The 20,616-nt window shown below is 63.4% G+C and carries 22 protein-coding genes; 13 read left to right on the forward strand and 9 right to left on the reverse strand.

Going from position 1 to position 20,616, the window contains the following annotated elements; translation table 11 throughout:
• Positions 1-35: 35 nt before the first annotated feature.
• A complete protein-coding gene (locus HMPREF2690_RS08530) occupies positions 36-1,718 on the forward strand; it encodes an AbgT family transporter (RefSeq protein WP_083320357.1) in 1,683 nt (560 codons plus the stop codon).
• Between the two features lie 30 nt (positions 1,719-1,748).
• Here the strand turns inward: HMPREF2690_RS08530 and HMPREF2690_RS08535 are convergent, their stop codons facing one another.
• On the reverse strand, positions 1,749-3,041 hold the full coding sequence (locus HMPREF2690_RS08535; protein WP_070422846.1) for a M20 family metallopeptidase: 1,293 nt from the start codon (positions 3,039-3,041) through the stop codon (positions 1,749-1,751).
• 226 nt (positions 3,042-3,267) lie between these two features.
• On the opposite strand from HMPREF2690_RS08535, the gene HMPREF2690_RS08540 reads away from it, so the two are divergent.
• From HMPREF2690_RS08540 to HMPREF2690_RS08550, 3 genes are all read left to right on the forward strand, one after another.
• Positions 3,268-4,809 carry an AbgT family transporter gene (locus tag HMPREF2690_RS08540; RefSeq protein ID WP_083316854.1) on the forward strand — a complete coding sequence of 514 codons (1,542 nt, stop codon included), beginning with the start codon at positions 3,268-3,270 and terminating at the stop codon, positions 4,807-4,809.
• An 18-nt stretch (positions 4,810-4,827) separates the two neighbouring features.
• Positions 4,828-5,484, forward strand: coding sequence for a TIGR03089 family protein (locus HMPREF2690_RS08545; RefSeq protein ID WP_070820669.1), 657 nt, complete (start codon positions 4,828-4,830; stop codon positions 5,482-5,484).
• A gap of 73 nt (positions 5,485-5,557) precedes the next feature.
• On the forward strand, positions 5,558-5,881 hold the full coding sequence (locus HMPREF2690_RS08550; RefSeq protein WP_070815558.1) for a hypothetical protein: 324 nt from the start codon (positions 5,558-5,560) through the stop codon (positions 5,879-5,881).
• A 49-nt stretch (positions 5,882-5,930) separates the two neighbouring features.
• Here HMPREF2690_RS08550 and HMPREF2690_RS08555 read toward each other — a convergent pair whose 3' ends face one another.
• The 3 genes from HMPREF2690_RS08555 to HMPREF2690_RS08565 are packed head-to-tail and all read right to left on the reverse strand — an operon-like array spanning position 5,931 to position 8,062.
• On the reverse strand, positions 5,931-6,398 hold the full coding sequence (locus tag HMPREF2690_RS08555; protein ID WP_083279476.1) for a YdcF family protein: 468 nt from the start codon (positions 6,396-6,398) through the stop codon (positions 5,931-5,933).
• Positions 6,391-6,894: a 5-(carboxyamino)imidazole ribonucleotide mutase gene (gene purE, locus HMPREF2690_RS08560; RefSeq protein WP_070820670.1), complete on the reverse strand. Its 504-nt coding sequence runs from the start codon at positions 6,892-6,894 to the stop codon at positions 6,391-6,393. The genes HMPREF2690_RS08555 and purE overlap by 8 nt, the downstream gene beginning before the upstream one ends.
• A gap of 4 nt (positions 6,895-6,898) precedes the next feature.
• Positions 6,899-8,062, reverse strand: coding sequence for a 5-(carboxyamino)imidazole ribonucleotide synthase (locus HMPREF2690_RS08565; protein ID WP_083291902.1), 1,164 nt, complete (start codon positions 8,060-8,062; stop codon positions 6,899-6,901).
• Positions 8,063-8,120: 58 nt separating this feature from the next.
• Here HMPREF2690_RS08565 and budA point away from each other — a divergent pair, with 58 nt between their 5' ends.
• Positions 8,121-8,849, forward strand: a complete 729-nt coding sequence (gene budA, locus HMPREF2690_RS08570; RefSeq protein ID WP_070422841.1) for an acetolactate decarboxylase — start codon at positions 8,121-8,123, stop codon at positions 8,847-8,849.
• Here the strand turns inward: budA and HMPREF2690_RS08575 are convergent.
• On the reverse strand, positions 8,846-9,301 hold the full coding sequence (locus HMPREF2690_RS08575; protein WP_070820671.1) for a hypothetical protein: 456 nt from the start codon (positions 9,299-9,301) through the stop codon (positions 8,846-8,848). The genes budA and HMPREF2690_RS08575 overlap by 4 nt on opposite strands.
• 22 nt (positions 9,302-9,323) lie before the next feature.
• On the reverse strand, positions 9,324-10,055 hold the full coding sequence (locus HMPREF2690_RS08580; RefSeq protein ID WP_070815642.1) for a biotin--[acetyl-CoA-carboxylase] ligase: 732 nt from the start codon (positions 10,053-10,055) through the stop codon (positions 9,324-9,326).
• A 201-nt stretch (positions 10,056-10,256) separates the two neighbouring features.
• On the opposite strand from HMPREF2690_RS08580, the gene HMPREF2690_RS08585 reads away from it, so the two are divergent.
• The 5 genes from HMPREF2690_RS08585 (at position 10,257) to HMPREF2690_RS08605 (ending at position 14,410) form a co-directional block, all read left to right on the forward strand.
• Positions 10,257-11,522: an ATP-binding protein gene (locus HMPREF2690_RS08585; RefSeq protein WP_246815293.1), complete on the forward strand. Its 1,266-nt coding sequence runs from the start codon at positions 10,257-10,259 to the stop codon at positions 11,520-11,522.
• A gap of 150 nt (positions 11,523-11,672) precedes the next feature.
• Positions 11,673-13,196, forward strand: a complete 1,524-nt coding sequence (locus HMPREF2690_RS08590; protein ID WP_070820672.1) for an acyl-CoA carboxylase subunit beta — start codon at positions 11,673-11,675, stop codon at positions 13,194-13,196.
• A 10-nt stretch (positions 13,197-13,206) separates the two neighbouring features.
• Entirely contained in the window at positions 13,207-13,392 is a 186-nt protein-coding gene (locus HMPREF2690_RS08595; protein WP_070422838.1) for an acyl-CoA carboxylase subunit epsilon, read from the forward strand.
• A complete protein-coding gene (locus HMPREF2690_RS08600) occupies positions 13,392-13,985 on the forward strand; it encodes a Maf family protein (protein ID WP_070820673.1) in 594 nt (197 codons plus the stop codon). Before HMPREF2690_RS08595 ends, HMPREF2690_RS08600 begins: the two co-directional genes overlap by 1 nt.
• A 26-nt stretch (positions 13,986-14,011) precedes the next feature.
• On the forward strand, positions 14,012-14,410 hold the full coding sequence (locus HMPREF2690_RS08605) for a DUF3151 domain-containing protein (protein ID WP_070449528.1): 399 nt from the start codon (positions 14,012-14,014) through the stop codon (positions 14,408-14,410).
• Between the two features lie 239 nt (positions 14,411-14,649).
• Here HMPREF2690_RS08605 and HMPREF2690_RS08610 read toward each other — a convergent pair whose 3' ends face one another.
• A complete protein-coding gene (locus HMPREF2690_RS08610) occupies positions 14,650-15,711 on the reverse strand; it encodes a Cj0069 family protein (protein WP_070422883.1) in 1,062 nt (353 codons plus the stop codon).
• A 302-nt stretch (positions 15,712-16,013) separates the two neighbouring features.
• Here HMPREF2690_RS08610 and HMPREF2690_RS08615 point away from each other — a divergent pair, with 302 nt between their 5' ends.
• Positions 16,014-16,898, forward strand: coding sequence for a sulfurtransferase (locus tag HMPREF2690_RS08615; RefSeq protein ID WP_070820674.1), 885 nt, complete (start codon positions 16,014-16,016; stop codon positions 16,896-16,898).
• Positions 16,899-16,958: 60 nt separating this feature from the next.
• On the forward strand, positions 16,959-18,743 hold the full coding sequence (locus tag HMPREF2690_RS08620; RefSeq protein WP_246819535.1) for an acetyl-CoA carboxylase biotin carboxylase subunit: 1,785 nt from the start codon (positions 16,959-16,961) through the stop codon (positions 18,741-18,743).
• A gap of 138 nt (positions 18,744-18,881) precedes the next feature.
• Here HMPREF2690_RS08620 and HMPREF2690_RS08625 read toward each other — a convergent pair whose 3' ends face one another.
• Positions 18,882-19,715 carry a chymotrypsin family serine protease gene (locus HMPREF2690_RS08625; protein WP_070820675.1) on the reverse strand — a complete coding sequence of 278 codons (834 nt, stop codon included), beginning with the start codon at positions 19,713-19,715 and terminating at the stop codon, positions 18,882-18,884.
• 23 nt (positions 19,716-19,738) lie between these two features.
• On the opposite strand from HMPREF2690_RS08625, the gene HMPREF2690_RS08630 reads away from it, so the two are divergent.
• The gene (locus tag HMPREF2690_RS08630; protein ID WP_070482544.1) at positions 19,739-20,242 is read left to right on the forward strand and encodes a GNAT family N-acetyltransferase; all 504 of its coding nucleotides are present in this window, start codon (positions 19,739-19,741) and stop codon (positions 20,240-20,242) included.
• Positions 20,243-20,317: 75 nt separating this feature from the next.
• On the opposite strand, the gene HMPREF2690_RS12280 is transcribed toward HMPREF2690_RS08630, so the two are convergent.
• Entirely contained in the window at positions 20,318-20,458 is a 141-nt protein-coding gene (locus tag HMPREF2690_RS12280; RefSeq protein WP_168167351.1) for a hypothetical protein, read from the reverse strand.
• Positions 20,459-20,616 lie beyond the last annotated feature (158 nt).

Genomic DNA, 20,616 nt, shown 5'->3' on the forward strand with positions numbered 1-20,616 from the left:
GAAATTCGAATCGGCGACAGGTAAAACCTCTTTGCATGAACATTGCAAAGAATCATTCTGTCCACCACGCCGCCCAGGGCTCCACTTCGGTAGCACCTCAGGAGGCCACATCAGGCACGGTTCCCGACCCGGGACCGGACGATGGGACCGAACGAGATCAGACACCAAGAGGAGCCGTAGACCGGCTCCTCTCTTTTATTGAGCGGGTAGGTAACAAACTTCCGGAACCGTTCACGCTCTTCCTGTTGCTCTTCCTGATCACCGCGGTCATTTCCACAGTGATGGCCTGGGCTGGGTTGCAAGTGCAGGTGCCTGGCGACGACGAGATCCGCCCCATCAAGGGCTTCTTCACCAGGGAAGGCCTTGCCTGGTTCACCGTGAACTTGGGCAAGAACTACGTTGGCTTCCCGCCGTTGGTGTACGTGCTGCCGATCATTTTGGCGGTCGGTATCGCGGAGCGCTCGGGCATGTTGTCGGCGCTGATCCGCCGGCTGTTCTCTTCCGCGAATACCTCGGTGCTGCCGTATGCGGTCGGTCTGATTGGTGTGTCCGGTTCGCTGATCGCCGACCCGGCGTTCATCGTCATCCCGCCACTTGCTGCCATGGTGTTCCAGGCTGCTGGCCGTCACCCGGTGGCGGGTCTGCTCGGTGGCTTCGCGTCCGTGGGCGCGGGGTACGCCACGTCGCTGTTGCCGGGCTCACTCGATGCGCTGTTCGCTGGCATCACGAATTCCGTGATGGAGGCGCTACCAAGCCTCGACGCCCCTGAGGTCACCGTGGTCTCTAACTACTGGTTCAACCTTGTCTCCGCGATCGTGCTGGGACTTCTGGCCGGCTTCATCATCGACAAGGTCCTCGAGCCCCGCTTAAACAAGCTTGGCGTCCCCGACACGATGGTTGCCGGCGATGACGGCATGACCCGCGACCGCGACGGCAAGGAAATCTCCGCAGATCTCACCGACGCCGAATCCCGCGGTCTGCGCGCCACTCTGTGGGCCACCCTGCTGCTGACCGTGGTGTGCACGATCGTCGTCCTCATCCCGAACTCTCCGTGGCGCAACGAGGAAGGCAACTTCCTGCCGGACTCGCCCTTGATGCAGTCCACAGTGTTCATCGTGGTGCTCTACTTCGTAGTCATGGGCCTAGTCTTCGGCATGGTTGCGGGCACGATCAAACGCGTACCCGATGTCGCAGACATGATGGCTGGCGCCATGAAGGACATGGTGAACTTCCTCATCCTCGCGTTCATCCTGGGCCAGTTCATCGCCCTGTTTAACTGGTCTGGCATCGGCACCTTCACCGCCGTGAAGGGAGCCAACGCGCTCGAGTCCGCAGGCATCACCGGTTTCGCCGCCATCTTCGCGTTCGCCGTGTTGGCGTCGTGCCTGAACCTGCTGATCATCTCCGGCTCCGCGCTGTGGACCCTGATGGCAGCCGTGTTCGTGCCCATGTTCGCCCTGATCGGTTTCGACCCGGCCTTCATCCAGGCAGCGTTCCGCGTCGGCGATTCCGCCACCCAGATCATCACCCCGCTGAACCCGTACATCATCGTGATCCTGACGCAGCTGCGCCGCTACGAACCGAAGGCTGGCGTGGGCACGCTCATGTCGCGCCTGATCATGTTCACGGTTCCGTTCTGGATCTTCTGGATGGCAATGCTGTTCATTTGGTACACCTTCGACCTGCCGCTCGGCCCGGGTGCTGTCATCTTCCTGTAGCACGCCATTCAGGCGTCAGTTACGCGTCATCTAGGCCTCATCTAGCAGCGCCTCCACGGAGATCGCCCCGCCCGCCGCTTCGAACTCCTCGCGAGCGCGCTGCAACAGCACCGGGTCATTGAGTACGTCAGCGATGACCTGGCCGAGCCCCACTGCGGAGTCGATCACACCGTCCATCGCGGCCGGGGTGATCGCCGCATCGGCGAACTTGGTCGTGTGTAGCGCCGTGCCCTCCGGCGCAATCTTGACCAGCGGGTGGATTCCCGGAACGAGCTGCGAGACGTTGCCAAAATCTGTCGACGCCGCCTGCGAGTCCGGCAAGATCCCACCCGGCAACACTTCCCTACCCCGCGCCTGCTGGGTCGCTCCCCAGCGCGCCGCCAAGGTTTCGTTGTTGCGGACAGGAAGCGACATGGGGTGGTTATCCCACTGCACATCCACGCCGGTGCCGGTCATGAGGGCGGCGCCGGTAAGGATGTCGTCGATACGCTTGCTCAAATCCATGAGTGTTTCGGTGTACAGCGAACGCACGTAGAGGCTCAGCGTGGCCGTCTCCGGAATGATCGATGCCCTCGCACCACCGTCCGAAATGATCGCGTGTAGGCGATCCGACGGCGGCATCTGCTGGCGCAACAACCCCATGGCTTGGTACGCAAGCGTCGCAGCATCTAGCGCATTGCGCCCCATGTACGGCTGCATCGACGCGTGCGCGGCAACGCCGGTAAACGTTGCGGTAAGCGAGCGGCGCCCCGTCCACGCGTGCGACACCAGGTCGTAGCAGAACGGGTGGATCATCACCGCACAATCCACGCCGTCGAGCATGCCGCCGCGGATCATGTACTCCTTGCCGGTGTGGCCCTCCTCCGCCGGGGTGCCAAGAAACACGATGCGGCCCGAACCCGAACCTACCGCACCGAGGAAACCACCCACCCCGGATGCAGCGATCACGTTGTGCCCGCACGCATGTCCAATACCCGGCAGCGCGTCGTATTCAGACATCACCGCCACCGTCGGATGTGTGCTCGGGTCAAAATCGTCGCTTTGCCACTCCGCACGCAGCGCTGTTTCCACGCCATGCGCCCCTTGCTTGACGACGAACCCCTGCCCCTCAAGCACCTTCGCAATCACAGCCTGCGCATGGAATTCCTGAAACGCCTCCTCCGGGTTCGCGTGCAGGTCACGCATGATGTGTTCCAGGTCGGCCCGGACGGCTTCGACGTTGCGCTCGACCTTCCCCCACACCGCGTCACGCTCCGGATAGCCCGGCTCAACCGGGAACTGCGGCGACGCAGCGGCGATCTCATCTCGCACCACTGCGTCCATGCGTTGCAGGAAGGCAGGGTTCGGTGGGGTTGGGCTGGTCGGGCGGTTGGGATGCGTTTCGCTCACGGTCCGCTCACTCTCCGTCGATCGGATTACGTTTCTACAAAACCCTAGCGCAGAATTAATGTGACTGGTACAACATATACGCATGAGTACGCGAAAAGCCACAGGGAGCGCCGAGCTCGAGCGCTCCGCCGACAGCAGCCCACCGCAGAAGAAAACCGCGATGGACCGAGTGCTCGGCACCATCGAGGCTGTCGGCAACAAACTTCCAGAGCCTTTCACGCTCTTCCTCATCCTGTTCCTCATCACCGCGGTCATCTCCACCGTGATGGCGTACTTCGGTGCCGAGGTCGCCGTGCCCGGCGAGGACGAAAGTGTGAAGATCAAGGGCTTCTTCACTGGTGAGGGCCTGGCCTGGTTCACCACCACCCTCGGCCAGAACTACCTCGGCTTCCCGCCACTGGTCACGGTCCTGCCGATCATGCTCGCCGTGGGCGTTTCCGAGCGCTCCGGCATGCTCTCCGCGCTCATCCGCAAGCTCTTCGGCTCCGCTAACCGCTCGGTTCTGCCGTACGCGGTTGGCATCATTGGCGTGACCGGCTCGATCATGGCGGACGCCGCGTTCGTGGTCATCCCGCCGCTGGCCGCGATGGTGTTCAAGGCCGCTGGCCGCCACCCGGTCGCAGGCCTGCTCGGTGGCTTCGCCGCCGTCGGCGCTGGCTACTCCACCGCACTGGTGCCGACGTCGCTGGACGCCCTGTTCGCCGGCATCACCAACGCCGTGATGGAAACCCTGCCGAGCATGGACGCCACCGAGGTCAACCCGGTGTCCAACTACTACTTCAACATCGCCGCCTCTATCATCCTGGGCCTGGTGTGTGGCTTCATCATCGATAGGATCCTCGAGCCTCGCATGCACAAACTCGACGTCCCCCAGGAGATGGTCGAGGGCGACGACGGCATGAACCGCGACACCGACGGCAACGAGATCTCCGTCGAACTGACCAAGCCGGAACGCCGCGGCCTGATGTGGGCGGGCGTCGCCACGCTTATCGTCACGGCAATCATCCTGTTCGCAGTACTCATCCCGGATTCCCCGTGGCGCAACGAAGAAGGTGGCTTCCTGCCGAAGTCCCCGCTGCTGCAGTCGATCGTGTTCATCGTCTTCACCTACTTCATGGTCCTCGGCATCGTCTACGGCAAGGTCGCCGGCACGGTGAAGAACATCAAGGACATCGTGGACATGATGACCAAGGCGATGGGCGACATGCTCGGCTTCCTGGTTCTCGCGTTCATCCTCGGCCAGTTCATTTCCCTGTTTAGTTGGTCCGGCATCGGCACCTTCTCCGCCGTCAAGGGCGCAGAGATGCTCGAGGCGGCTGGCATCACCGGCTTCGCGGCCATCCTCGCGTTCATCATCCTGGCGTCGTGCCTGAACCTGTTGGTTATTTCCGGCTCCGCGATGTGGACCCTGATGGCGGCCGTGTTCGTCCCAATGTTCGCCCTGATCGGCTTCGAGCCAGCCTTCACGCAGGCCGCGTTCCGTGTCGGCGATTCCGCCACCCAGATCATCACCCCGCTGAACCCGTACATCATCGTGATCCTGACGTTGCTTCGTCGATACGAGCCCAATGCTGGCCTGGGCACGCTGATGTCGCGCCTGATCGTGTTCGTGGTTCCGTTCTGGGTGTCCTGGGCTACCCTGCTGTTCATCTGGTACATCTTCGACCTGCCGCTCGGCCCCGGCGCTGCCATCTTCCTGTAGTGCCTACACTGGGCGAGCATGAGCATGCTCGCCCCACTTCTCGCCGCAGATCCCGCATCCCCGCGCTTCACCATTTACGACGATGCGCGGGGATTACGCATGGATTTCTCCGCCCAAACGCTGGACAACTGGGCCAGCAAAGTAGCCAACATGCTCGACGAGGAATTCGACCTCCCCCTCGACGCGAGCATCGTCATCGACCTGCCCGTCTCCTGGCAGGCTGCGGTGATTGCGGTGGGCACGTTGAACTCGTCGCGCACTCCGCTTATCGACGACCACCCAACCTCCCCGGATATCGTCTTCACCACCCCGGAACGCGCCGACGCCTGGACCGATGCCGCCGAGTGCGTTCTGGTCTCCGACGACCCGTTCGGCCGCGGCGTCGAGGAAGCCGGCGGCACCATTCCGCCCGGCACCGTGGACTTCGGCCCCACCGTGCGCTTCTACGGCGACGACTACTTCGGCAACAGCCCAGACCTGTCCACCTTCGCCCAGCCAGGCGTTGAGGCCGAACGCTACCTCGCCCAAGATTGGCGTGGCACCGATGACTTCACGATGTCGGTGATGGTACCGCTGGCCGCTGGTGGATCCGTGGTCGTCGTCACGGGTTCGGTATCCGATGAACGGCTCCAGGAGATCTCCGCCGCTGAGAACGTCACGCGGCGTATCCAGTAGTCATAACTGTTACCCCTGCACTCCTGGGCTAAGCTGTGCCGGACACTACCCGCATTGATGAAGGGAATCCGGCATGTCCCGCACGCTGATCCGCCGCGCTGGTGCGCTGGCTCTCGCCCCCGCACTGACCGTCAGCCTCGCCACCGCAACTGTCGCCCCGGCCCAGGCTGAGACCACGGCTCAGACCGAAACCGAGAACACAAACACCACTCCGAAAGACAAGAAGATGGCCACCGGCCCGGGTAGCTCCGAGTACACCCAGGACGAAGTGGATAACGCAGGGCGCTTCGTCGCGCTGCTGGTCGGTGCGGCTGCGATCATCGCCACCCTCGGCGCAGCAGGCCTGTACTTTGCTGGCCCACACTTCGGCATCAACCTGCCGGGCCTCCCCCGCTAGTCCCGGCGCCGCCGTGCTGGCCGACGCCGCCCGGCACGTGTTGCATGGCTCAGCGGCCGAAGAGGCGGCGGGCGAGTCGTCGCCAAGCAACGCGCGTGATGGAGTGCGGCACGGCAAACACTTCGCGCGCGTAGTTTTTCTTCCGCGAGGTTTCAGGCGTCGTCGCAGCGACCATGCGCACCGGGATGCCCAGGTGCCACGCCCACACGCGGGTACGGGGGACGTGGAAACCGCTGGTCACTACGGTGAGGTACGACGCGTCGGGGAACAGCGCGCGGGAACGTTCCAGGTTTTCGTTCGTGGACCGCGCATGCGGCTCGAGCACCACCGCCTGAGCAGGCACACCGTGGGCGGTGAGCCAGGCGGCCATGATGTCGGCCTCTCCGTCACCGGACACCACGATCGGTGCCGGATTCGCACGCCATACCTCGAGCGCCTTGTGCAGACGGTGCTCGAGCATGCGAGAAGGGCGCCCGTCCACAATCCGGGCGCCCAACACAACGATTGGGTTACTCACCCATCAGGCGCTGACGCAGCGCCTCGTCCTTGCGTTCCACCTCGGCTGCCATGCGTTCCTGGTAGTCCACCATCTTGCGCTGCACGGCCGGGTCGGCGGCACCCAGGATGCGGGCGGCGAGCAGGCCGGCGTTCTTCGCACCACCGATGGAGACTGTGGCCACCGGAACACCACCCGGCATCTGCACGATGGACAGCAGCGAATCCATACCGTCGAGTGTGTCCAGCGCGCGCGGGATACCGATGACCGGCAGCGGCGTGGCCGCGGCGACCATGCCCGGCAGGTGTGCGGCACCGCCAGCGCAGGCGATGATCACCTGCAGGTCACGGGTGTGTGCCTCCTTGGCGTAGGCGAGCATCTTGTCCGGGGTGCGGTGCGCGGACACCACGCCGACCTCGAACGGGATGCCAAACTCGGCGAGTACCTCGGCGGCCGGGGCAACGGTGTCCCAGTCCGAGTCCGAGCCCATGATGATGCCAACTTGCGGCTGTGCCATCTGCTTAGTCCTTCCAGGTTGCGTGGATGATGTAGTGCGCGGCGTCCTCGGCAATCGCAAGGGCTTCCTCGACGGTGTCTGCGCACACGTTGACGTGGCCCATCTTGCGGCCCGGACGGTGATCCTTGCCGTAGAGGTGCACCTTGGCCTGCGGGTACTTGCGCATCACCGCGACGACGCGCTCGGCCATCGGAGTGTCCGGATCCTCGTCGCCGCCAAGCGTGTTCACCATGACGGTCGCCGGCGCAAGCGTGTCCACGGCACCGAGCGGCCAGTCCAACACAGCACGGATGTGCTGCTCAAACTGGGAGGTCAGGCAGCCGTCCTGGGTCCAGTGGCCAGTGTTGTGCGGGCGCATGGCCAACTCGTTGACGGCCACCTCCGGGCCGTTCGGCCCCTCATACTCGAACAGTTCCACCGCCAGCACGCCGGTCACACCCAAGCCTTCGGCGACACGCACGGCGAGGTCTTCGCAATGCTTGGCCTGCTCGTCCGACATGTTCGGTGCGGGCGCGATGGCCACGCGGCAAATGCCGTCGTCCTGGCGCGATTCCACCACCGGCCACGCACGCACATCGCCGGAACGGTTGCGCGCCACCATGGCGGACAACTCACGCGTGAAGGCGACCTTCTTCTCTGCCATCAGCGGCAGGTCGCGGCTCAAAAGCTGCTCCACGAGTTCCGCGCATTCGCTTCTCGACGACGGGAACCACACCCCATGCCCGTCATACCCACCCCGCGTCGCCTTCAGACACACCTGACCGTCGGTCTCGTCCCAGAACGCCTCCGCGTCCGCAGCCGACGTGATCGCTGCGAACGGCGGCACCGGCAGGCCCGCCTCAGCGAGGCGGCGGCGCTGCTCGAGTTTGTCCTGGGCGTAGATGAGGGCTTCGGGGCGCGGTTCGACGGCGACGCCGTCGTCGATAAGCAATTGCGCGTACTCGTTCGGCACATGCTCGTGATCAAACGTGACCGCGTCCGCGCCCTCGACGATCGCGCGCAGATCCTCAAGGTTGGTGTAGTCGCCGATGCGGACATCACCGAAGACTTGCGCCGCCGACTTGTCCTTACTCGACGCGAGCACGCGAGTGTCCACGCCGAGCTCGATAGCTTCTGTTTGCATCATTCGTGCCAATTGGCCGTCGCCAAGCACGGCGACAACAGGCATCCCATACGCGTTACTCACGCCCCACACTGTAGTCGGCCAACCGACTAGCATCGCAGCCATGTCGGAAACCATCGCCCGCCACACCATTTTCCAAAACTCTCTGATGACCGCACTTCTCGACGGCATCTACGACGGCGAGCTCACCATCAGCGACATCCTGAGCAAAGGCAACTTCGGCCTCGGCACCTTCGACGCCCTCGACGGCGAAATGCTCATCCTCGACGGCGTATGCCACCAACTCACCTCCGACGGCAAAGCCCGCGTCGCTGACCTCGACCAACGCACCCCATTTACCGTGGTGACCAACTTCGTACCCCGCCTACGTTTCGACGCACCCGCCGGCATGGTCCGCGCCGAACTCGCCAAATTTATCGACGACGCCGAACCCAGCCACAACTTCTTCACCGCCGTCAAAATCACCGGCCGATTCAAAGAAGTCCGCGTACGCACCGTGACCAAACAAGAAAAGCCCTATCCCCCAATGTCCGAGGCGGTCTCCGACGACGCCGAACACATCTTCACCGACGTCGAAGGCGTCATCGGCGGATTCCGCACACCCATGTACGCCAAAGGCATCGGTGTGCCCGGCTGCCACGTGCATTTCATTGACGACGACCACACGCGCGGCGGCCACGTTCTCGACTACACCGTCGACGACGCCGTCATCGAACTGTGCCCCGGCACCGACATGGAACTGCACCTGCCCGTCACCGCCGAATTCCTCGGCGGGCACCTCTCACCTGAGGACCTCGACGAGCAGCTCCACACCACGGAAGTCAAGGACTAGCTGCGCAGCTGCGCCTGCAGCACTTTCTCCACCGCGCGCGTCTTACCCACCCGGTCAAACCGCACCGGCTGGGCGTAGCCGTACAGCGCGATCCACAAGCCCCCGCGCTCCCGCCGCACCGAATGGATCTGGCGCAACGGGATCGAATCCACCGCGCCACGCCGCCCCCTTGCGAGGACGCGCTTGTCAGTGACCACGAAGCGCCTGCGTCGCGACGACACCAACGGCAACACAAACCGCCACAGCGCAAGAATCGCCCAGATCAGCACCACAATGTTGCGCATCCCCGGATCGATATGCGGGGTGACGTCCATCCAGCCGATCGCCATCCAGGCAACACCGGTGAGCGCCACCAACTCCAGCAACGGGAACGTCAACGAAGAAAGCGGCGCACACACATCGGCGAGGACCACCTCGTCCTCGCCGACACGAAACACCGCTTTGTTAGCCATGACCGGCTAGGTTACTGCACGCCTACTGGGTCGGGCGGAGGTGGTGGACATCGCCGACGGAGAACGGGGTGTCGTCGATAAGCACCTCGCCCTCATCATTAATGCCCGTGACCAGGCCGCGCACCGTCTCCTCCCCCTCGCGTAACTCCAGGCGAACCTGCTGGCCGATGGTCGAACAGACCTTGCGGTAATCCTCCAACAACTGCGGGTCGCGCTCCTGCCACTGCTTCAAACGACGACCCATCGCGGCGAGGATGTCGGCGGTGAACTCGTCGAAATCCACGTCAATGCCCTCAAGGTTCAAGGCGGTGGCGGTCTCCACAGGCAGATCCTCCGGACGCATAGCGACGTTAATGCCGATGCCCACAATCACCCGCGGCATATCCAACGCCGAGAGGATGCCAGCGATCTTCTTGCCGCAAATCTGCACATCGTTCGGCCACTTCAACTGCGCCTGCGGCACCACATCCGTCACCGCCACACCCGGCGCGATAGACAGCAACCCGAACGGCGGCGGGGTATCGGTCACGTCGATGACCATGCTCATGGCCAACTGCGAGCCCTTCGGCGACACCCAATGGCGGCCCAAGCGGCCCTTGCCAGCGGTTTGCTCGTCTGCGATGAGCACCGTGCCCGGCGCGGAACCGTCCTTGAGCAGGTCCGCGTTCGTCGACCCGGTGGACTCGACCCACCGCACGTCAGTCCAGTATCCGGCCACCTTGTCCTGAATTGCCTGCACGTCCTTGACACTCATGGTCACGAGCGTAGTAGGCGGCGGGGTGTTGGGGTGGGAAGGTGGGGCGCGCTCGCGGGCCCTCGCGAACCACGGCCCGTCGTCGAAAAACGTCGGGTAGCACGCTTCTCCGGAGAGGCATCCCATTTCTGAAAATCAGGTAGTAGGAGTCCTGAAAATCCGGTAGTAGTCCTTCTGAAAAACGGGTAGTAGGAACTATTCATGCTGTACACTACCCGTATGTCATATCTTCGGCGCACGCTTGATGACGAGCTTGATCTCCTTATGCCTCACCTGCCCGCAATCGCAATTGACGGACCAAAAGGTGTGGGCAAGACCGACACTGCAAGGCGCCGAGCCGACGCTGCTTGGTATCTCGACGATCCCGATATGAGGAACGTTGCCGAGGCAGATTTCTCGCTCTCCTCCGCACCAGATGGAACTCTTCTACTAGATGAGTGGCAGCATCTTCCCCAGATCTGGGATTCTGTCCGCCGTCAAGTAGATCAGGGCGCTGGGCCCGGGCGCTTCCTCCTCACCGGCTCTGCTACCCCAGTTGACCCGAAGGGCTCACACTCTGGGGCCGGACGCATCGTCTCATTGAGAATGCGACCAATGGCAGTTCATGAACGCGGCGTCGCCAACCCCACATGCAGCTTCGCCGGGATCTTGGCCGGAAACACCGATGTATCTGGTTCTTCTGACTGTAGGCTCGACGACTACGCACGCCTCATCACCGGAAGCGGATTCCCCGCCATCGCTTCCGCGAATCCGCTCATCCAGGTCACACTGCTGGATTCCTACATTGAGCGAATCATCGATCGTGATATTCCCGATGCAGGATACGAGGTGAGACGGCCGGAATCGCTTCGAAGCTGGTTGCGCGCATACGCTGCTGCAACAGCCACTACCACCGCTTACTCCAGGCTGCTTGATGCGACCACCGGCGGTCAGACTGAACAACCAAATCAGAAGACCACACTCGCATATCGTGAGCACCTTGCAAAGATTTGGCTGCTTGATCCAGTTCCTGGTTGGGTTCCAGAAAACAATGAGTTCAAACGCCTGCAGCAAGGCCCAAAGCATCACTTGGCTGACCCTGCACTCGCTGCCAGGCTTCTTGGAATATCCCCATCTGGCCTCTTGAGTAACCGTGCTGCGCACATGTTCGGGCCGCTTTTCGAGTCTCTGTGTGCGCTCACCCTGCGTGTACTGGCCCAAGCAAACAGGGCCAAGGTCTACCACCTCAGGTCCAACGCGGGAGAGCGAGAAGTCGACTTCATCATTGAGGGCGCTGAGCGGGAGGTGCTCGGGGTGGAAGTCAAGCTGAAGCCTCATATCGATGACGCCGACGTCCGACACCTCCTATGGTTGCGCGACCGCATTCCAGACCGTGTTACCAACCTCATGGTCCTTACCACGGGGAAACAGGCTTATGTACGACCTGACGGTGTGATCGTTATGCCTCTCGCGCTTCTCAGCAATTAGTGTTCCCGTTTCCTCACCCTCGCCCTCGCAAGCCCCCGGAAGCACACCCCAACCCGGCACCCCGGTTACACCTACGCTGCGAAACGTCTGGCGACGCGCCGTCGATAGGCAATGTGGCAGGAACAATCTCGGAATCTAGACTGGGGCGTTATGAGTTCATCTAAACCCGACATGACCACGACGGCTGGCCGCATTCAGGATCTGCGCAATCGCCTGGATGAGGCGCAGGCACCGGTCGGTCAGGACGCGATCGATGCTGTCCATGAGGCTGGCGGCACCACTGCTCGTGAGCGCGTGCTTTCGCTTCTCGACGACGGCACGTTCGTGGAGACCGACGCCCTGGCCAAGCACCGCGTCGAGGCATACAAGATGGACAAGTCCAAGCCTTCCACCGACGGTGTGATTACGGGCTACGGGCTGATCGACGGCCGTCGTGTCTGCGTCTTCTCCCAAGACCCGACGATTTTCGACGGCCAGGTCGGTGAGGTGTACTGCGAGAAGATCCTCAAGATCTACGACTTGGCAACCAAGACCGGCGTGCCGCTGATCGGTATTTATGACTCGACTGGCCCGCGTTGGAAGGAAGGTATTGTCACCGCGCATCTGCAGGCACAGATCCTGCGCGCGGCAACCCGTGCGTCGGGTTTGATTCCGCAGATCGCGGTCGTGGCCGGGGATGTCGCCTCGCTCGCTGCCACCACGGTCCCGATGGCGGACATCACCGTCATGGCCGAGGGCGCGTCCCTGCACGTGACCACGGCGGACATCGTGAGCAAGGTCTCCGGCGCCGAAACGACTTCCGATGAGCTTGGCGGCACCGCCGTCCACGCCGCGAAGACTGGCCTGGCGCAGCTCGTCGCCGCGACCGATACGGAAGCGGTGGACCTGGCCCGTACCGTGGTCAGCTACCTGCCGCTGAACAACAAGGCCGCGTCCCCGCTGGGCGCGGACAACGCCGAGGCCCCTGCGACGGAGGCCGACCTCGACACATTCATGCCTGACGACGACAACCAGCCCTACGACGTCACCGACATCCTGGCTTCGGTCACCGACGGCGACGTTCTGGAACTCTCCGCTGGCTTCGCAGGTTCCGTGGTCACCGGTTTTGCGCACGTGGGCGGGCGCGCGGTTGGTGTCGTCGCAACGCAGCCGAGTGTTTTGGCTGGCTGCCTGACCCGCGACGCCGCACGCAAGGCCGCACGCTTCATCCGCACCTGCGACGCGTTTAACCTGCCGATCGTGCAGTTCGTGGACTCCCCCGGCTTCCTCCCGTCGGTCGAGGAGGAGCGCTCCGGGTCCGCCGCAGCCGCCGCCGCACTCGCCTACGCGTTTGCAGAGGCCCAGGTGGGCACGATCACCGTGGTCACCCGCAAGGCGTTCGGTCCGTCGTACGCGCTGCTCGGCTCGAAGGGCCTGGGCGCGGACCTGGTGTTCGCTTGGCCGACCGCACAGATCGCACTGGCAGACGCCACCACCGCCGCCGAGGCGATCGGCACCGACGAGGAGCAGTACGCCGCGGACAACCTCAACCCGTACGTGGCCACCGAGCGCGGAATGGTCGACGCCGTCATCGAACCGTCCACCACCCGCGCCCGCGTCCTCGAGGGTCTGCGCCTGCTTGAGCGCAAGGTGACCTACCCGGCACAGAAGAAGCACGGCAACATCCCGCTGTAAGGAGGCTGACGTGGATATTCAGGTAGTTAAAGGCAACCCCACCGAGGCGGAACTGCAGGCGCTGACCGAGGTGTTGCTGCAGCTCCAGCGCGAACGCAAGCAGTCCGGGGTGCAGCCGGACGCCAACATGTGGGGTGCGTCCCACCCGGCGACTGCGTTTAATCCGCACGCGTTCGATTCGGCGGCGTATTTCTAATGCGGTTGGTGTTGGCGTCGCAGTCGCCGTCGCGACGCATGCTGCTCGAACAAGGCGGCGTCACCCCGGTGCTGCGCCCCGCGCACATCGATGAGGATGCGGTGATCGCTGTACTTGGCGACGTCCCACCCGCCACCACCGTGGCCACCCTCGCCCGCGCAAAAGCCGAGACCGCAATTGCGGAATTCCCCGACAACGTTGTTGTTGGCTGCGACAGCATGCTGCTTCTCGACGACACCTTGCTGGGCAAACCCCACACCGTCGACGAAACTATCCGCCGGTGGAAAGCACAGCGCGGCAAGGAAGCCCACCTGCTCACCGGGCATGCGGTGTGGTTCGGCGGCGAGTGGGTCGTGGATACCGTCACCACCGCCATCCGCTTCGGTGACGTATCGGATGCCGATATTGAGGCCTACGCCCGTTCCGGCCAGCCGCTTCAGTGCGCCGGCGCGTTCACGCTCGAGGCACTCGGCTCCTGGTTTATCGACTCCATCGACGGCGACCCCACCAGCGTCATCGGCTTGTCCATGCCACTTTTGCGCCGCTGCCTGTACCGCTTCGGACTGGACGCCTCCGACTTCTGGACCGCGTAGCGCACGTTGTGGGTAGCCTGGCGGGCATGGAAATCAACGACATGCTTGCACCGAAGCCCATCGAACTTCCCGCAGACCCGGCCACCGGCAAGGACCTCCTTGCCGACGACACCGCACTCGCCCACCCCGATTCCCCCGCCGTCTGGGCCACCCGCGCCGAGCGTGAACTCGAATCCGGCGACAAACTCATCGCTTACGCCTACGCCCGCACCGGCTACCACCGCTCCCTGGACCGCCTGCGCGCCAACGGTTGGAAGGGCTGGGGTCCGGTCCCGGCGTCCCACGAGCCGAACCGCGGTGTGCTCAAAGCCATCGCGATGCTCGCGCTGACCTCCAAGGCGATTGGCGACGACGCCGAGTACGACCGCTGCCGCCAAATGCTCTCCGATGCCGACCCGGCTAGCGTAAAGGAGCTGCTGGGGTAGGCGTCAAAAGCAGATCGTCTAGCTGCCTGTGAGGGGGCACTAGACGATCACGAGTCCCGGGATGCATTTCCCCAGGTGATATTGAAAACAGATATCAATAAAATGCGGATCGTCTAGCAGCTCCGAAATGCAACTAGACGATTCGCATTCCCGGTCGGCGAAAACCGGGTCACGACAGACAAGAAGCCCCGGCACGGGATTTTCGGGCCGGGGCGTTGGTGTCGTCGAAAAGCCAGCGCTTACGCGTGCTTCGCCTCCACGCGCTTGATGGCCTCCTCGGCCACCATCTCCTGGATGCCCATGTCGAGCTCCGAGGTGAAGCCGACGCAGGAGCAGTTGATCTCGCCGAGGACGTAGGTGTCCTCCCCGGTCTCGTCGTCATCGGCAAGCATGAAGTCCGCGGTCCAGATCAGCGGAATGTTGTCGCCACCGAGGTTCTCGGCGATGACCGGGCGGGCCTCGGCGAACATGTCGACGAGCTCCTGCCACTCCTCCGGCTTCTGGTAGGTGTACTTCGCGCCGGAGAACAAGGTTGCGGAGAACGCGTCGCCGCCCTCAGCCGGCTTCTTGTGCACAACGAACACCGGGTGCGGGCCGACCAGCAGAATGCGGATCTCACCCTCGACGATGCGCGGCATGAAGCGCATGTCCACGAGCATGCCGTTGTCGCCTTCGATGTACTGGTCACAGAAGTCCATGAACTCGCCGAGCTCGCGCTCCTCAGTGTGGTTGTCCACGGCCTCGGTGCACTTGAGCTTGGTGTCCAGCGGCAGGGCGGTGCCCGGTTCGACGGAGTCGGCCAGGGCTTCGTCGGCAAGGCGCACGCGCCAGATGCCGGAGCCGGTGGAGCCGCGGTTCTGCTTGAGCACGCGCTCGCCGTAGGACAGGGAGGTCGGGAAGGTGTTGTGGAAGTCCTCAACCTCGTAGTACGCGGCGGTATCTTCCGGCACAAGGTCGGTCTTGTTCAGCTTCACCAGGGCATCCTTCGCACCGTAGGAGATCATCTCCTGCGGGGTGGACATGCCGACCAGGCCGGCCTCGGACAGGCGGGTAAGCAGGTCAAAGTAGCCCTTTTCGCCGCCCGGGATGTTGCCCGGGTTCACACGCGAGATGTAGCCGTCGAAGTTCTCGGAGACGTACGTGAACAGGTCGTCGGCCCACTCCGGACGGAAGTAGACAACCTCTGCGTGCCAGCCCTTTTCCTTGATGGCGTTGACAATGGGCATGGTGTCCTTGCGGTGGCCGTCAATGTACTTGTCGGAGCCGCCCTCAACCTCGAAGACAACAATCGCCTTGTGCACGGTGATCCCTTTCATGATGTTGTCCCGCAGCGTGTGAATGCGGTCAGCGCATGCATCGGCGGGGTAGGTAAAAACTCGCGAAACATCTCAGCCGTAGCCGTCGTGTTCCGTCTCTGACTCTATCGGCTTAAAGCGACCCACACAGGGCGGCAGAATTGATAGTGTGCAAGTTCACACCTGTTGTGGCGAGGCGAGGTTTCTCGCCGATTCCGGCCGGGATTTGCTGGTACTACCTGTATCCTTGTCGGTGATTGTTCACTCGCCTATTCCGGCGGGGGCCGCAGAGACGAAAGGCAGCTGACGTGGGTATCGAACTCGACGACAATCCCCAGTTCAAGGACTACGCACATCCTGAGAAGTTTGTCACCGCCGCGTGGCTTTCGGCGCGGCTCGGCGTGGATGGTCTGAAGGTTGTCGAAAGTGATGAGGATGCGTTCCTCTACGACATCGGCCACATTCCGGGCGCGGTGTGCATTGACTGGAAGAGCGATCTTAACGACGAGCTCAACCGCGACTTCATCGACGGCGAAGCCTTTGCCAAACTCATGCGGTCCCGCGGCATCAGCCGCGACGACACGGTGGTGGTCTACGGCGACCACGCCAACTGGTGGGCTGCCTACACCGCCTGGGTGTTCGAGCTGTTCGGCCACCCCGACGTGCGCTTGCTCGATGGCGGACGCGACGCGTGGATGGGTGAGGAGCGCGACACGTCCTTCGTCGTTCCCTCCTACCCCGAGTCTGACTACCCCGTGGTGGAGCGCAAGGACACCGCAGTTCGCACCTTCGCCTCCGAGCTGCTGGATAATCCGCCGGAGCAGCTTATCGACGCCCGCCCAGCCCCCGCTTACCGCGGCGACGGCACCGCCCCTGTGCAACCCCAAGTACCGACGCTGCGCCAGGGCCACATTCCGGGCGCGTTTAGCGTCCCGTGGGGCCGTTCCGTGCACCCGAACGCGCGCTTCCGCCCGTTGGAGGACATCCGCGAGATCTACAAGGATTTCGATCCGAAGAAGCGCACAGTGGTGTACTGCCAGTTGGGCGAAAGCGCGTCGCACACCTGGTACGTCCTGAACAATATTCTCGGTTTCGAGGACGTTGCGCTGTACGACGGTTCCTGGGCCGAGTGGGGCAACATGGTCCGCGTCCCCGTGGCTAAAGGGGATTCCCGTGGTGGGGCTGTAACATAGAACGACATTTGTCCGATTTTCTGACGGTTCGTATTTCCGATTGAAGGACGGGATTGCTTCGTGTCCACCACCGCACCGAATACTGATCTGCCCCGCAGCCTGAGCAAGGTGCTCGTCGCTAATCGCGGCGAGATTGCCGTGCGCGTCATCCGCGCGTGCCAGGACGAAGGTGTTGCGTCGGTCGCGGTGTATGCAGACCCTGATGTCGATGCGCCGTTCGTCGCTCTTGCCGACGAAGCCTTCGCCCTCGGCGGCACCACCGCCGCCGAGTCTTACCTGGACATGGACAAGGTCATCGACGCCGCGCAGAAGTCCGGCGCCGACGCTATCCACCCGGGCTACGGCTTCCTCTCGGAGAACGCCGAGTTCGCGCAGAAGGTCATCGACGCTGGCCTGACCTGGATCGGCCCGTCGCCGGAGGCCATCGCGGCACTCGGTGACAAGGTCACCGCCCGCCACATCGCTGAAGCCGCCGACGCCCCCATGGCGCCCGGCACTAAGGACCCCGTGGCCAACGCTGACGAGGTCGTTGCGTTTGCCGACGAGCACGGCCTGCCCGTTGCCATCAAGGCAGCTTTCGGCGGTGGCGGTCGCGGCATGAAGGTCGCCTACACCCGCGAAGAGATTCCGGAACTGTTTGAGTCCGCCACCCGCGAAGCCACCGCAGCCTTCGGCCGTGGCGAATGCTTCGTGGAGCGCTACCTGGACAAGGCCCGCCACGTTGAGGCGCAGGTGCTGGCTGATCAGCACGGCAACGTTGTGGTCGTCGGTACGCGTGATTGCTCGCTGCAGCGTCGCTTCCAAAAACTTGTCGAAGAAGCCCCAGCGCCCTTCCTCACCGACGAGCAGCGCGAGCGCATCCATTCCTCTGCCAAGGCCATCTGCCGCGAAGCAGGTTACTACGGCGCCGGCACCGTGGAGTACCTCGTGGGCTCTGACGGGCTGATCTCGTTTTTGGAGGTCAACACCCGCCTGCAGGTCGAACACCCCGTCACCGAGGTCACCGCCGGCATCGACCTCGTGCGCGAGCAGTTCCGTATCGCCCGCGGCGAGGAACTGCAGCTGACCGAAGACCCGGCTCCGCGTGGCCACGCTATTGAGTTCCGCATCAACGGCGAAGACGCCGCCGCAAACTTCATGCCGGCACCGGGCACCGTCGTTGCATACGCTGAGCCCACCGGCCCCGGAGTGCGTGTCGATTCCGGCGTGCGCGCAGGCTCCGTCATCGGCGGCCAGTTCGACTCCATGCTGGCGAAACTGATCGTCTACGGCGCCACCCGCCAAGAGGCCATCCAGCGTGCCCGCCGCGCACTCGGCGAATACGTGGTCACCGGCTTCCCCACCGTCATCCCCTTCCACCAGGCCATCCTGGACAACCCGGCATTCGTCGGCACCGAAGAGGGCTTCGACGTGTACACCCGCTGGATCGAGGAAGAGTGGGACGGCGAACTGCCCGCGTCCAGCGCCGATGCATCTGGTGACGACGCCGACACCGACCTGCCGACCCGTCGCACCTTTGCCGTTGAAATTGACGGCCGCCGCGTCGAAGTCGCCCTACCCGAGGAACTCGTCACCGCAGGCCCCGCCAAGCGCAAGCCGAAGAAGCGCCGCGCAGGCAAGGCTGCTGTCTCCGGTGACGCCGTCGCCTCCCCCATGCAGGGTTCCGTGATCAAGGTCAACGTCTCCGAAGGCGACGAGGTTGCTGAAGGCGATGTCCTGCTGGTCCTCGAGGCCATGAAGATGGAGAACCCAGTCAAGGCACACAAGGCCGGCACCGTCACGGGCCTCGCCGCCGAAGCTGGCGGCCAGGTGACCAAGGGCGCCGTGCTCATGGAGCTGAAGTAGCTGGTTGCTTCGGTGGCGCTTGTCCCACCCATTGCCCTGACAGATTTTGCAGAATCTGTCAGGGCTTTTCTTTGCGACGCTGCGACCAGGCGTTTTATGCACCTTCAAAGGCCGCCTGACACATTCCGCCACAATCCGTCAGCGCAGACCTACGGAAACGGCAAACTGCTCCAACACAGGCCCAAAAAACGGCATGAGCAGGCCCACAACAACGGCGACAGCCACAACAATCGCAGCGATGGCTTCTGGGGAAGTGCTCGAACCTGTAGGAGCCACATCGGTCGCGGGTGCCTCGGGGATGCCGGTGCCGTGGACAACTGGGGCGCTGATCGGCTTGGTGGCGCTGATGAGCTCGATCTCCTGCGCCTCCGATACGCCAGGCCCGTTCACTGGTTTCGAAGCTCTGTTGAGCGAGGACGATTCGCCCTTCCCGTTCGACACCGTGCTCACGCCTGAGTAGACCGCCACCAGTCCCCTGCCGGGTGCCCACACGGGTGCGCCGGAGTCACCTTTCACGCCAAGTTCGCTGTCGAAGTAGACGTTGTTGCCCAGCCGGTCAACGAAGGTGCCGCACCGCTTCTCCCCTGCGTTGAGCAGGCAGACCTCGTCGTTGGGGTGCAGGTCCTCGAGGTCCACCACGGCGTCGGTGGTGATGGTGTTCGCACCCAGTTGGACACCGTCGTCCCAACGGATGATCCCCCAGTCGTTGCCGGTCGCAGACCTACCGAATGCAGTGGAGGGGTAGAACGTTCCGCTTGCCTGGCCCACAGCAGCGCGGCTGCCGTGTTCGCCACAGTGCCCGGCGGTGTAACTGATCCGTTGGTCGGGGTCGTTGAACCCGATGGTGCACATGCCCTTATCGACGACGACCACACGAGCTCCCTGCTCCACCACCGGAACCGCGGCGTTTGCGATTGGGGTGAGGGCAAGGGCGGTTGCGGTGGTCGTCGAGAGGCATATGCGGCGGAGCATGGAAAAAGATTAACGTGGTGGGCATGGATTACACACCTGAGTTCGAACTACGTGAAGCAACTGAATCCGACCGCACGTACCTGCGCCGCCTGAACTTTCTCACCGACGTGTTCGGGGATGAGCACGGCGAGATCGGACCAGATGAACGTGCAGGCTCCGACAATTACGTCGGCCAATGGGACCCAGAAACCGAAGGCGGCATCCTTGCATTCGACCAGTTCCGTGTGCCAGCGGGCGGTGTCTGGCTGCGCTACTGGCCCACGCCCGAACTGGGTTGGGCCAACCTCGGGAAGGATATTCCGGAGATCGCAATTGCGGTGGAGCGACGCTACGCCGGCCACCGACTCGCCGTCCGACTCCTTGCAGCTGCAGTTGAGTTGGCAGCAAAGCAAGGCGCGTCGAAGGTAGCGCTGTGGGTGGACCCGAACAACGACCGCGCACGCCACCGCTACGAGTCTTTCGGATTCAAAAACGTCGACGGCCACGACAATGTCATGGCCGTCGACGTCGATGACTTCACCGCTTAGGCCACGTTTCGCCTAGGCGGCGCGCCTGCTGGGGGACCACCTCCACCGATAGAGCTCAAAATTTGAGCCCCATTCCTAAGCCTCCAGCAGCCTTTCCCCACGATCAAGCCAGTTAAGCGCAAAGGACTTAATGGCGTCGTGCCACTCAACCTCGTACTGCCGCGACGGCAAGAACGTGCCCACCTCGCGGTATCCGCCAACGGTTTTCACCTCCACGCGGCTGCCAGGCCGGCCACAGTGGGCGGCGGTGTAGCCCGCCCAGAATCCCTTACGAGGCGTCCACGTAGCCCAGCGTGCACTCGGAGACCCCGCCAAAGCGCACCACGTCGCCTTGGGTGACCGTAATGGTTGGGCGGCGGCACTCAGGCGGCGCG

The sequence above is a fragment of the Corynebacterium sp. HMSC034E11 genome (assembly GCF_001835905.1).
Taxonomy (GTDB): Bacteria; Actinomycetota; Actinomycetes; order Mycobacteriales; family Mycobacteriaceae; genus Corynebacterium; species Corynebacterium coyleae.